This is a genomic window from Pelagibacterium sp., assembly GCF_035555455.1.
In the GTDB taxonomy this organism is placed as follows: domain Bacteria; phylum Pseudomonadota; class Alphaproteobacteria; order Rhizobiales; family Devosiaceae; genus Pelagibacterium.
The window spans coordinates 123,951-136,904 of the sequence record NZ_DATMGM010000037.1 but is presented as its reverse complement, the minus strand read 5'-3'; the positions used below and the strand labels follow the sequence as shown (position 1 = coordinate 136,904).

Here is a 12,954-nt window from a genome sequence, read left to right as displayed (position 1 = left end):
ACTGTGGATTCTCGCTGTTATGTTCCTTATTTGTTCTCATTTTCGCCAGGAGTCAATCTGAGTCCGGCGAGATGTGAACGACAGGCCCGTTCGAGGTCTTTATTATGGGAGCAGAGTAAAACCGGAGGATCGGGCTTGTGTAATCTCTACAATCTGACGACGAACCAGCAGGCGATCCGGGATTTCGTGGCAGCAACCCATGACAGCCTCGGCAATCTTGAACCGTCGCTGGATGTTTATCCTGATCGTCCGGCGCCGGTTGTTCGCAACATCGACGGCAACAGAGAACTGGCCTCCCTGACCTGGGGCATGCCGACACCGGCCGAACACCTGAAGTCACCCGAGGCGCCCGACACAGGCGTCACCAATGTCCGCAAGACGTGGATAAGACATTGGCAGCAATGGCTTGGAATCGAAAACCGATGCGTGGTCCCGGCCACGGCCTTCTCGGAATACGGACAGACGCCTGACCCCGTGACGAGGCGCAAACCGCTTTACTGGTTCGCTCTGGACGACAGCCAGCCGCTGTTCTTCTTCGCCGGCATCTGGACGCGTTGGGAAGGCGTTCGCGGATCGAACCGGACCCCGCGTCCCGGCCAGCATGAACTGTTCGCCTTTCTCACCACCGAGCCGAACAACATCGTGAAGCCGATCCACCCCAAAGCCATGCCTGTGATCCTGACCAGCCGGGAGGACGTCGAGACCTGGCTGGGGGCAGACTGGCATGAGGCAAAGACGCTGCAACGCCCGCTCGATGACGACCTGCTTGAGCTCATCGAAAAGCCCACTCCTGAGGCTGGCTGAGCATTTTCCATGTCGGGGCACGCAGAACAGATCGAGGAGAGGGATGATCGGGAGGGCATGGTCCGCAAGATCATCCATGTCGATATGGATGCCTTCTATGCCTCGGTCGAACAGCGCGACAATCCCGAGCTGCGCGGCAAGCCGGTCGCGGTCGGCGGTTCAGCCGCGCGCGGCGTGGTGGCCGCAGCAAGTTATGAAGCGCGCGAATATGGTGTGCGATCGGCGATGCCGTCGGTCACGGCGAAGCGGCGTTGCCCCGATCTGGTTTTCGTGAAGCCCCGCTTCGAAGTCTACCGCGCCGTCTCGGCGCAAATCCGTGAGATCTTCGCTGAGCACACCGACCTGATCGAGCCCCTGTCGCTGGATGAAGCCTATCTCGATGTCACCGAGAACAAGCAGGGCATCCCTGCCGCAACCGAGATCGCTCAGATAATCCGCAACAGGATCAAGGAGGTGACGGGCCTCAATGCATCAGCCGGGATCAGCTATTGCAAGTTTCTCGCCAAGATGGCGAGCGACCTGAACAAGCCCAACGGCCAGGCCGTCATCACTCCGGCGCGCGGCCCGCAGTTCGTGGCCGAGCTGCCGGTCAAGAAATTCCACGGGGTCGGCCCTGCCACGGCAGCGAAGATGGAGCGCCTTGGCATTGTGACCGGCGCTGATCTCAGGGAGAAATCGCCGGAATTCCTGCGGGAGCATTTCGGGAAATCCGGCGGCTGGTACTATCGTGTCTCGCGAGGCATCGATAATCGGCCGGTGGAGCCGAATCGCGAAAGAAAATCGATTGGCGCCGAGGACACGTTCGACGCGGACATCTTCATGCTCGACCAGGCCAAGGCGGAGATCGCCGCACTGTCAGCGAAGGTCTGGCGAAGCTGTGAGGCCAAGGGGTTGACCGGGCGGACGGTGACGTTGAAGGTGAAATATGCTGATTTCCAGCAGATCACGCGCAGCCGGACCGCTGAAATACCCATCCGAAACGACAAGGATCTTGAGAGCGTAGCCTCTCAGCTCCTCACCCCGCTGTTCCCGACAGTGAAAGGTATCCGCCTGCTGGGCGTCACATTGTCATCACTGATGCAGAGCAGCGCTGAGCAAAATGATCGACAGCTCAGCCTGCGGCTTCTTTAGCGTCTTTACAGATCATCACTGTTCGTGGGCCTGAAAAATCGCGCGGAACAGCTTTTCTGGCTGCCTGACGCCTTCGATGGTCAAGACTACGGATTTTGCTTCGCCGACTGGATTGCTGATGAACCCCTTCTCATGAAGCCTGTTCATCGCTTCCCAATCAAAACTTTTTCACGATCGGCCGTCATGATCGCGTGAGAGGAAGATCAGCGCTAAGACTGCATCGCCGATTTTCCAAGAGGAGGTGGCACGTTCACTGTCGTAGTCTATACAAAGGTCAGTATCGCTGCGAAAATCTGGTAAGCGCTGAGCTAGGGGGAGGTGAGATGGGAGTTAATAAGGGCAGTGATGGTGCGGTGTCGACAACAGTCCGGCCTCTGCACCTATTGACCACCGACATCCTGCTAGCCGACCTGATTTCGGGACGAGCGATTTCCACCAACGAGGGGCACTCTTTAGCTGTCGCGACGGACCATGCCCGATCAGTACTCAATTGGTATCGAAGCAACCGCAAGTGGGCTGGCAACGTGATGGCCACCGACTGCGAGGCGATCATCGACGCTATTGCCAACGTAGCTCCCACACTTGCTACCCCGGTTTCGGCTTCGAGCCGAGCAGTGCAACACCTGAAGCTGGTAAAGCTCGTGGCACATCGCTTTGCCGGCCTTCATGCCTATGGGACCGCCACCAGCGCACCCGACGATTTTGTTTTCGAGCCAGTGAAACCCATCACTATGTTTGAAGGGTGGAACGGATCCGGCAAGACTTCGCTTGTGAATGCCATAATCTGGTGCTTGACAGGGCAATTGCTGCGCCCGCAGCGGCTGCCCGAGGGCGGTGATCGCGATTTTGATTGCATCATTGATCGGGATGTGGACCCGACCAAGCATATAATCAGCCCTGTTACTCCGCTGCCGCATGCCAACGACTGGACGCCCGACGCATCGGCAAAGTCGATCCCGGCGGATACTTGGGTAGAACTAACCTTCGCCGATGTGGGCGGTAACCTGCTTCCGCCGGTGCGGCGCACGCAGACCCGTAAGACGAACGGAAAGTTGGTTGAGGAGGGGCCGGACATCGCGACCCTTGGTGTCGACCCTATCGCGTTTCGGCTGGGCACCTCTATGCCGGGGATTCTTCCCTTTCTCCAAATCGGTAGCAGCTCTGAACTGGGTGTCGCGATTGCCAAGTTGACAGGGCTCGCGGACTTAGTCGATCTGGCACGTCATGCGGGGAAAGCGAGCAAGAAGATCGCCGGTGATATAACGAAAGAGCGCAAGAATGAGCTCGATCGGATCGACGACGGTTTTGCCGAGCACAGGCGTGACCTCGAAGCGCGGATCGAGGAGTTTCCGGCGATGAGACCGGCAGATGCTCTTCCCAACGCAGCAGACGAGAGTGCAGCGGAAGTCGTTATTCGACTTCAGATCCATTTCGAGAAACTTAAGGCCGAGGGGCTCGCCGACGCACGGGAGGTTTTGGGAGATAGTTTTGATCCGGAGGTCGCCAGCCAACGCAAGGACCTGGAGGAGAATATCGGGCCGGCGATCGAGCAACTCCGGATGGTGCGCACGCTTCCCAGCATCGAGCGGATCGGGAAACTCGTGCTGGACGCTGAGGCAATCGCGAAGGCTCGCGATTTGCTCAAGACACTGCGAACCGAGGCATCGATGCTTTCGGAACTTGCGGACAATCCGACGCTGGCCCGTCGAACCCAGCTCTATGCGCGCGTCGCGACCTGGATGGCCGAACAGGGGGAGACGCAGGAAGACCATTGCGCCGTCTGTCGGCATTCACTTGCGGGCGTGATCGATCCCGATACCAACATGGCAGTTGCGGAACATATACGACAAGTGCGCGACGATGGCGAACTCGTCGCGCAGACGATCGCCCAGTGGGAACGTCGATGGTCGGGAACATTGTCGCGCGACTTGCCGGAAGCGCTTCGCGCAGAGATGGAGCGCGATCTGCCAAAGCACCCTGGCGCACTGCTCGATACGGGACTCAAAGAAGAACTGTTCGCCACCGACGGCTTCCGCGGCACGCTGCGGGCGTTACAACCTCTAGCCAAAGAGCTGGTTGAGGCGGCAACGGCTGCGCTGCCGCCGTTTGAAGAACCGGAGAGCGAGGCCCTGCCGGAAAATATGGTCGCCGAAGTTGGCAAGCTCCCGATCATGATCGCCAGAATCGAACGCGCCTTGGCCTTTGCCGAGTGGATGGCAGCAAATCCTGGTGCCTTGCGGTCTGCATTAGAGAAGGTTCGCAATGGTGGAGGCACGGCAGCAGGGGAAGTCGTTGTGGGGATGCAGGAACATGCCGCTTCTATCGGCGGAAGCCTCAGTCGCCTTGACGAGATCGTGAAAGGAGTAGCACCTATCTCGGCCGCGATCACCCTCACAGACCGGCTCGACGCTTCGCTCAAGTCACGGCAGACAAAACTTGCGCGGATCGAGGCTTGTGGCCAGTGTGCCAAGGCGCTAGACGAAATTGTTCCCATCGGCGCGCTGGCACAGGAGCAAGTGGAGGGCTTGCGGCGCCAACTCCATGATCGCGCGGAATATTGGCGTGATCAGATCTACCAGAACGCCACGTCGTTTGCGCCTAAGCCACTAGCCTCAGGGATGAGTGCACAGGGCGTCATCGACATTCAAGTGGGGCGAGGTATTGTTCGCGCTCCTGCCCAACACGTGTCAAATTCCTCTGCGCTGCGCGCGGGGTTGATGGCCTTCTACCTCGCGTTCCGGGAATATGTGCTGAAGACCAGTGGTGGCCTAACGATCTTGGTGCTCGATGACCCGCAGGATCTGCTCGATTATGATAATCGACAGCGTCTAGCCCGAGCGTTTACCCAACTCGCGAGTGACGGCGCTCAGATTGTCACCACGACACATGATCGCAGCTTTGCGCGGACGCTGGTACAGGAATCCCGGCCCGCCGATTTGATCGCGCATCGGTCCGTCCACCCGGTGAATATCTCGCGTGCCACGCTCGAGACGTCGCTTGCTGTCGATGAACTGGACCGGAAACGTCAGCTATTCATCGCAAATCCCGACGTCGCATCTTACGCGCAGGACTATGCGAACGAAGCCAGGATCTTCATCGAAGCAAGACTCGGTGACCTCTTTGATGATCCTGCCTATCCTGCACACTCCGCGCCGACCAAGGCACCGACACTGGTGCCGCTGTTCGACCGACTGAAAGCATTGGTCAGCGGTCGCTCGAATGAATTGTTCCGCAGCCCGGTGTTGAATGATTTTTGCAACGATCAGGCGATGACTGCTGGCGCCGACACACGGCGCATCCTGAACACTTCACACCACGACAAGGCGTCGATCAGCTATGCTGATGTCGAGCGTGTTGATGGCGACCTGAAGCGTCTCCGTGCTGGCGTCGAGCGCGTTCACGGCGAATTCCGCCGCTATCGCTGGCGTGAGCCACTGACCGAAGCGCTACCAACTAATGTCGTGACGTTAATCCCGGTCAAGGTACCGGCGTTCAGCATTCCCGTCAGACAAGATATCGCGGCGTTCACCGGCCATCTCCCGTTGGGAGAAAGCCAGGTAGCCGAGTGCGAAATTTTTTCGAGCAGTTGGTTCGACGATAAGGCCCTGTTTTACATAAGGCACGACACGATGGGTTTCGCGATGCCGGCTGGATCCGTAGCTATCGTCGAGGCGGAGCCTTCGCCAGCGCGCGACCATAGTTTGGTCGTCGCTCGGCGTGGAAAGCAGGCTTATGCCCGTCGTCTCCTGCGTCCCAGAAATGGCGAGGGCTTTTCACTCGCTGCCGAAGCGACCGACCCAAGGAAAAGTCGTCCTACCCTAGCCTTCGAGGATCATGGTATTGATGTGCATCGTGTCGTAGGCCTTCTGCTCAGTCATCTGCCGCCGCCCCATGGCCGTGAAGAGGCCATCGAAATCGAAAGCGATCCGATCCTCGCCAAAGTAGAGGTGGCTTATCGGGTGCGGGAAGAAAGCGCGGTTCCACTTGCGCTTCCGGGTCAGACGATACTGGGAGGAAAAGTGCTGACGGCGGGGGAATTGTCGGCGCTTGAGGGACAGGTCGTCGCGCTAACTCTGGATGACGGCACGAGCATCCTGAAGCGGGTCGGATCTCAAGTGACCTCCGCCTTCCCGTATCTGCGCCAATTTGAGACGATCGGCGGTCTCGGCGAATCTGTCGTCATTGCGACCGAAAGCATTGAGGGAGCACCGAACATGCCGATCATGGCATATGCTCGGCCGATCATCGGCGTGATCTACGATCACTGACGGAGCCTGCGTTCGGAAAACGCAGGAAGTTCAGGCAAAATGCGGAGCTTCCAGTGTTTTCGAAGACCGCGATATGCTAGTGTTAGAAATGCCTTCAAATAAGATCACTAGGACAGTAACTGCGGACACCGCAACTCTGCTGCAGGCAGGGGAAGGTGATCGCGCGGACTTCAAGCGCGGCCCTGACGGAGTGTCTGCTGAAGACTTGGTCGCGTTCGCCAACGCGGGTGGCGGAGCCATCCTTGCCGGCGTCGACGAACGCGCCAACGATGGAGGCGCACAGGTCGGCGTCGTGGTGGGATGTGATGTTGGCGATGGAACGATACTCCAGATAGCCAACAAAGCTTTGGGGTGCATCCCTCCGGTCGCTATCGATGTCAGCATCGAAAATGACGACGGCAAGCCGTTTTTGCGAATCGATATCCCGAGCAGCGCCACGAAGCCACACTGCACTCCCAAGGGTATCTACTGCACGCGTGATGGGCGACGTAATCGCGCACTGCATCCAACCGAGCTTCTGAAAATCTTCCTCGAAAGCGAAGCGCGCGCATTCGCCGAGCGGTTTGAGGCCGCAGCAGGCCGTATAACAAAGGAACTCGGTCAGCTCGAAGCTTCTTTAGATGTCAGCATCCAGAGCATGGCCGATCAACTCGGCTGGGCTGACAGCAAGCTTGGCGATACCGAAAGCGCTCTCGACACCATCCAAGCTTACGTCACTCGCATCAACTCAGAAACCAACGATATTGCCTCGAGACTTCGAACGATTTTCCGTCAGGACAAGCGCGATGATCCCGTCACGGAGCGTGAGCGGACCAAGCTTCGTGACGAGTTAGTCGACCAACTTCTAAACGATAGAAAGCTTCTGGACGTCATCGCGAAAGGCACCGCCAACTTCACGATCAATGCTAAGGGTAAGGCCGCAGAAGAGCTGACGAAGGAAGATCTCCACCCAATTTTCAAGGGCGCGCTCAAGATCGCCGTCGACAAGGTCGAGAAGGAGAAATACTCGGTTCAAATCAAGAAGCCCGGCGAATGTACCAAAAACGAACTCGATGATTTCGCGCTCCTCGTAAAGAAGGGAGGTGAAGTCGCGGATGGCATTGAGGCTCGTCTCAAGAGGGCGGATGTCTTGGGCTTCATTCGATATGAGAAGGCAATTGTTGGCGTCGGGGCTCTTAAGAAACCGGCTCTCGCTTACCGAAACGGTGTTTTTCAGAAGGCGCAGGCTACGGCCAATTCTGGTGACTTCACGCGTGAAATAGGATGGCTCTTCGTCGAGCAAAAGCATCGCGGAAAGCAGACCCGGAACCTCATCACGAGCCTGCTAGATGCGGCGCGTGCCAAACTCGTTTACGCGACGACGCGGAAGGCGAATGAGAAATTACAACGCATCCTCAAGCATCATGGCTTCGTCCAGAATGGCGTTGCGTACCCCTCGACTGAAAATCCCAGCGAAGAAATCATCCTCCTGACACAGATCTCCAGACCGCCATCTCAAAGAAAGGATGGCATAGGCCGAGTTCAACACGATCATGAGGCAAAGCGCGGTGCGCCTCAATAATCAATAGGCTGACGAGCATCCTTGGACAGCCCGGTCCCGAACTCTGTCATTACGGCAGAGCTTTCCGCTTGGAGCGTCACCACGGTTCCCGTAAGCGAGTGGCAAGAATGGAGGCGCAAAGCAGAAGTCCTTATTTAGGAGGGATATAGAGGGCTATGGAGTAGGTATCGTGCCCATCGGTATCCCGCATGGCCCGCCATCCCGCCGATTGCCCTCTATAGCGCGATATTGCCGCCGATCACCGCTGATGGCCGCAACGTCACCAAGTAGCATACGCACCGTCGATCACCGCCGTTTCTACGCTACAGCCCGACATATCAGCGTCTATAGCGATGATGATCTCGATGGGTTGTTCGTGAAAGACCGTGTTGTCGGCGACGGGCCAAAGGGCGAATGCGATCGGCAGGGGTTCCGTCATTGAAGGCGGGAAAAATGCTGCTACGAACCTTTTGCGTGTACGCGCCCATAATGTTGTCGACCGTTATTTAAGAGCACTTACTTTAGTTCAACGCCTATTTAAGCCAAAAGCCAATTGCTTAAATAAGGCCGCTCTCGCATAGTGGGAGCATGTCCGAATCAGCATTCAGCCTCCGGCTAGGCCGCTTTGTCGAGACCCCTGTTGCGGGAGAAATCGTGCGCGCCTTCGTGCCGCCCTCACTGCCGCCCGAACCGCCGATCGACGTGCTGGCCCTTCTGGAGCGGCTAGGCCTGGCCGAACGCGCGTTAGGTCGTCTGGACGGGATCACGATGTTGCTCCCGCGTCAGGAGCTGTTCCTCTACATGTATGTAAGGAAGGAAGCAGTCCTCTCGTCCCAGATCGAAGGAACGCAGTCCACCCTTTCGGACCTGCTCCGCTTCGAAACCGAGGCGCAGGCCGGCCAACCGATCGACGACATCCGTGAAGTATCGAACTATGTCGATGCGATGATGTATGGGCTGGAGCGTCTGGAAGATCTTCCGCTGTCATTACGTCTGATCCGCGAGATGCATGAGCGACTGCTGCAAAGCGGGCGCGGCGGCACGAAAAATCCCGGCGAGTTTCGGCGGTCTCAGAACTGGATCGGTGGTTCACGTCCAGGCAACGCACTGTTCGTGCCGCCACCGCCGACCGAGATGGATGCTTGTCTCGATGCGCTTGAGCGCTTCATGCACGAGGACGGCTCGCGTCTGCCCGCCCTGATCAAGGCAGGGTTGCTGCACGTCCAATTCGAGACCATCCACCCGTTCCTGGATGGAAACGGCAGGATCGGTCGCTTGTTGGTGACGCTGTACCTGTGCGTCAACGGTGTGCTGCGCAAGCCGCTGCTCTATCTGAGCCTCTACCTTAAAACGCATCGCGCCGACTATTACCGCCTGCTTCAGGAGGTGCGAGAGCACGGGGCATGGGAAGCCTGGCTCGATTTCTTCCTTGCCGGTGTTGCGGATACGGCCAATCAGGCATTCGAAGCAGCAACCCGGATTGTCGATCTGTTCAAGGAAGACCGCGAGCGGATCACGACAGAGAGCGACCGGGCAGGCTCCGCGCTGCGTATCCACGATCTTTTTCAGCAAAACCCGTTCCTGACGGCCAACCAACTCGTTCAGCAAACAGGGCTCTCAGCCCCCACGGTCAATGCGGCGCTCGCCGATCTGGAACGGTTCGGCATCGTCGAAGAAATCACCGGGCGCAAACGGGGGCGCGTGTTCAGTTACCGGCGATATCTCGCCATCTTGAGCGAGGGAACCGACCCGCTCCCCACGACGGCCTGAAAGGGGGAGCCTGTGCCGATAAAAACTATCTCCGCCGCACAATTCACGACAGCGTTCGATCTCAGGCCAAATCTTGTGGCCTGGTTCCTCGGCGCAGGCGCATCGGCCGCCTCCGGCATTCCGACGGGCTATGCCATGATCCGCGATTTCAAGGCGCAAATCTTTTGCCGCGAAACGAACCTGTCAAAGCGCGAGATCGATACCGCTGACCCGATCTGGATCGACAGGATCGATGCCTTTTTCCGCCAAAACTCGCTGTTGCCACCTGACGGTGATCCTACAGAATATGCCAAGGCCTTCGAAGCGGTCTATCCAGAGGCCCGGCATCGCCGACAGTATATCGACGATGCGATCTCCAAGGGCACTCCCTGTTTTGGACACAAGGTACTTGGCAGTCTGATGGCTGCCGGCAAGGTCGATTGCGTTTTCACGACGAACTTCGATCCGCTCATCGAGGAGTCGGCGCATTCGGCAAATGGGATTCTGCCAGTGGGCGACCAGAACCGCCCGACTGTGGCTGCGATCGATTCCGCCGACCGTGCCATGCGGTGCCTCAATGAATCGGACTGGCCATTAGTCGCTAAGCTCCACGGTGATTACCAATCGATCGCAATTAAGAATGCGGGATCGGAACTGGAGGAACAGGACAACCGGATGCGGCATGTGTTGGTGGAGTCCGGCCAACGCTTCGGAATGATCTTCGTCGGCTATAGCGGACGTGACGCTTCGATCATGGAGGCTCTGAACGAGGTTCTCGACGCGCCGTCGCCATTTCCCAACGGACTTTATTGGCTTGCCTCGTCGGCGTCGCGCTTGCTGCCCGCAGTGATCGAATTTCTGGGTCGGGCCGCAGCGGCTGGCGTGGATGTGGCCGTCGTTGAGTGCGCGACCTTTGACGAACTGGCTGCCGATATCATCAAGGTAACCGATTTACCCAAGCCGCTTCTTGATCGGGTGATGGAAGGGCGACCTACGCCGCGTCTCATACCCGTTCAGATTCCAAATGCCAAAGCCCGCGCATTCCCGGTGCTGCGCTATTCGGCAATTCTGCTTCAATCGATGCCGACCGCGGCCAGGCGCATCAGGTTGAGCCAACCGACAACATCGGCAGAGGTGCGCGAGATCTTCAAGGCGAAGGGATGTCGGGCGACGGCGGCCGCTTTGGGGCGTGAGCTAGCGGTGTTCGGGCGTGACCAGGAAATCCTGGATGCCTTGGCTCCGCTTGGCCCATCGCTCGCTGGAACGATCGACCTAGATCCGGTCGCTGATAGCTGGGCGACGGGATTGCTCTACGACACGCTCGTGCGATCTCTCGCCCGGCAGCGCCCGCTCATCCCACGCTACAGGCGTTCCGGCCATTCGCTCGTCGTTGCAACACCGCGCGACGGCGATGATCCTGATCGAACGCGGCGTCTTCAACAAACCCTATCCCGGCTGCGCGATGCCTACGGCACCAGTCTGTTTGGCACAGTGCCCAAGCTCGGCTTCCCGTTTCAGGAGGGTGTCCAGCTCAAGCTGGAACAGGTCGATGGAAAGTGGTGGTGCGGCTTCGAGCCTTACACGTTCGTCCAGTTGCCCCGACAAGACACTCCACAAACGGAAGGTTCGGAGGATCTGGTCGCGCAAGAAGCTGCGGCTGAAATGGGCATCCAAGCCGAGCGACGAGGTGATCCTGCCGGTGACTGGCGCCGGGAACGATGGGCTCCGCGCTATAATAGGAATTGGGCCAGCATTATTGGGGCCTGGGCCCAGCTTCTGACGGAGACGGGCGGCACGCTTCGAAGCGCTTTCGGACTCGAAGACGGCACTGGCATTGATGCCGTGTTCAAGGTGTCACCCGTTACAGGGTTTAGCCGACCGTCGCATCACCATACCTACTTCGACAGGAGCAGATGATGGCGAACCCAGCCCTAACCGAGCTGCCGCCATTCACGCTCTTGGATGAGCCGGACCTGTCGTTTTCCCCATCCGATGCCACCCAGGTAGATGTCCATCCATTGCGCGGCCTCCTGAACTTCGGGCCGTATTCGAAAGGATCGTTTAGCGGATACACTCCCCGCATTCGAATCGCGACGGTTGGCCCGGAGAGCGCTTTTCATCGTCGTGGCGATCTGATGAAGCTGTTGCGCGACGTGCATCGGCCTTCCGACAGATCAGAATATGTGCCGGAATATCCCGGTTTCGAGCGCCTGTTCCGCGTGTCGCTCGATCCCGCGCCAGCGAGCGCGCACATCAAGTGGCCTGAACACCTCGACCAACTACCGGGTGACGGCAACGTGCAGCATCGCCTATACCTCGCAATGGATGCCGCGCTCCGCCGCCTCGACACCGTTCGCAACGAGTTCGACGTTGTGCTGGTCCACTTTCCCGACAACTGGGACACGGCGACACGCGGAAAATTCTTTGACGCACACGACGTGCTGAAGGCTCTGGGCGCCAAGTATAATATTCCGACCCAGGTTCTGAACGATCGCGTCTTTAACTTCAGCTTTAAGGCCTCGCTCGCTTGGCGTCTTTCAACCGCACTGTACGTGAAGGCTGCGGGCACGCCATGGAAGCTCGCGCCGCTAAAAGGTGTGCCGGCGGACACCGCCTACATCGGGTTGGCCTATGCCCTGCGCGGTGACCAACAAGACGCGCATTATGTGACGTGCTGCTCGCAGGTCTTCGACATGGACGGTGGCGGCATGCAGTTCGTCGCGTTCGAGGCGCGAGACCCGGTGGCCGACGTGGCCGAAGCCCGCCGGAACCCCTTTCTAAGTCGCGACGACATGCGCGCGGTCCTCGCCCGTAGCCTGGAACTCTATCAGGGACGCAATGGCGGCAACCTACCAAAACGCATGGTCATTCACAAAACGACCGCGTTCAAGGACGCTGAAATCGAGGGCGCGTTAGATGCGCTTACCGGCGTAGCGGAAATAGAGTGCGTCGAGGTCAGTTCGGCATCGTGCTGGCGCGGCGTCTGGCTCATCAAGTCGGGCGTAGAGAAACCGCCATCAAAACCTTCGGGGTTTCCCGTGCCGCGCGGGACGATGGTGATCCGCACGGGCAATTCTGCCTTAATATGGGTGGCGGGCAATGCTCCCGAGGTCTCAACCAAAGGCGATTACTATCAGGGCAAGAAGAGCATTCCCCGGCCGCTACAACTGATCCGTCATGCCGGCAGCGGGCCACTTGAACTCACCGCCCATGAGGTGTTGGCCCTCACGAAGATGGATTGGAATAACGACGCGCTCTACGACCCAGTGCCAGTTAGCATTCGCTATTCGCAGAAACTGGCCCGCACAATAGCGAACGTCCCGGACCTACCCCGGAATGTTTATCCTTATCGGTTGTTCATGTGAGGAGGTTTCTACAAATTATAAATAAACCGAAGCGATGGTATTGCTGAGAACTAATTATGAAATCTGAATTAAATTATACTTCGTAAGAAACGCGCGC

General features: G+C 58.3%; 7 protein-coding genes and 1 pseudogene. 7 read left to right on the top strand and 1 reads right to left on the bottom strand.

From position 1 onward, the window contains the following. The first annotated feature begins 135 nt into the window (after positions 1 to 135). Positions 136 to 804, top strand: a complete 669-nt coding sequence (locus VNS12_RS07025; protein ID WP_254691257.1) for an SOS response-associated peptidase — start codon at positions 136 to 138, stop codon at positions 802 to 804. 57 nt (positions 805 to 861) lie between these two features. Beyond that, positions 862 to 1,935: a DNA polymerase IV gene (dinB, locus tag VNS12_RS07020; RefSeq protein WP_254691256.1), complete on the top strand. Its 1,074-nt coding sequence runs from the start codon at positions 862 to 864 to the stop codon at positions 1,933 to 1,935. A gap of 15 nt (positions 1,936 to 1,950) precedes the next feature. Here the strand turns inward: dinB and VNS12_RS15430 are convergent. Further along, positions 1,951 to 2,091 (bottom strand): annotated as a pseudogene (locus VNS12_RS15430) (DUF6429 family protein); the annotation flags it as partial. A gap of 227 nt (positions 2,092 to 2,318) precedes the next feature. Between VNS12_RS15430 and VNS12_RS07010 the strand changes: the two are divergent. The 5 genes from VNS12_RS07010 (at position 2,319) to VNS12_RS06990 (ending at position 12,857) form a co-directional block, all read left to right on the top strand. Then, positions 2,319 to 6,203: an AAA family ATPase gene (locus VNS12_RS07010; protein WP_325487129.1), complete on the top strand. Its 3,885-nt coding sequence runs from the start codon at positions 2,319 to 2,321 to the stop codon at positions 6,201 to 6,203. 73 nt (positions 6,204 to 6,276) lie between these two features. Next, entirely contained in the window at positions 6,277 to 7,764 is a 1,488-nt protein-coding gene (locus tag VNS12_RS07005) for an ATP-binding protein (protein WP_254691254.1), read from the top strand. Between the two features lie 567 nt (positions 7,765 to 8,331). Then, complete coding sequence (locus VNS12_RS07000; RefSeq protein WP_254692428.1) at positions 8,332 to 9,513, top strand: Fic family protein; 1,182 nt, start codon at positions 8,332 to 8,334, stop codon at positions 9,511 to 9,513. 12 nt (positions 9,514 to 9,525) lie between these two features. Then, positions 9,526 to 11,409: an SIR2 family protein gene (locus tag VNS12_RS06995; RefSeq protein WP_325487128.1), complete on the top strand. Its 1,884-nt coding sequence runs from the start codon at positions 9,526 to 9,528 to the stop codon at positions 11,407 to 11,409. Continuing rightward, positions 11,406 to 12,857, top strand: a complete 1,452-nt coding sequence (locus VNS12_RS06990) for an argonaute/piwi family protein (protein WP_325487127.1) — start codon at positions 11,406 to 11,408, stop codon at positions 12,855 to 12,857. The genes VNS12_RS06995 and VNS12_RS06990 overlap by 4 nt, the downstream gene beginning before the upstream one ends. The last annotated feature ends 97 nt before the right edge of the window (positions 12,858 to 12,954 follow it).

Bases quoted from the DNA above. Each gene is read 5' to 3' on its own strand.
- dinB (WP_254691256.1), top strand. From the start codon at position 862: ATGGTCCGCAAGATCATCCATGTCGATATGGATGCCTTCTATGCCTCG.
- VNS12_RS07005 (WP_254691254.1), top strand. From the start codon at position 6,277: ATGCTAGTGTTAGAAATGCCTTCAAATAAGATCACTAGGACAGTAACT.
- VNS12_RS07000 (WP_254692428.1), top strand. From the start codon at position 8,332: ATGTCCGAATCAGCATTCAGCCTCCGGCTAGGCCGCTTTGTCGAGACC.
- VNS12_RS06990 (WP_325487127.1), top strand. From the start codon at position 11,406: ATGATGGCGAACCCAGCCCTAACCGAGCTGCCGCCATTCACGCTCTTG.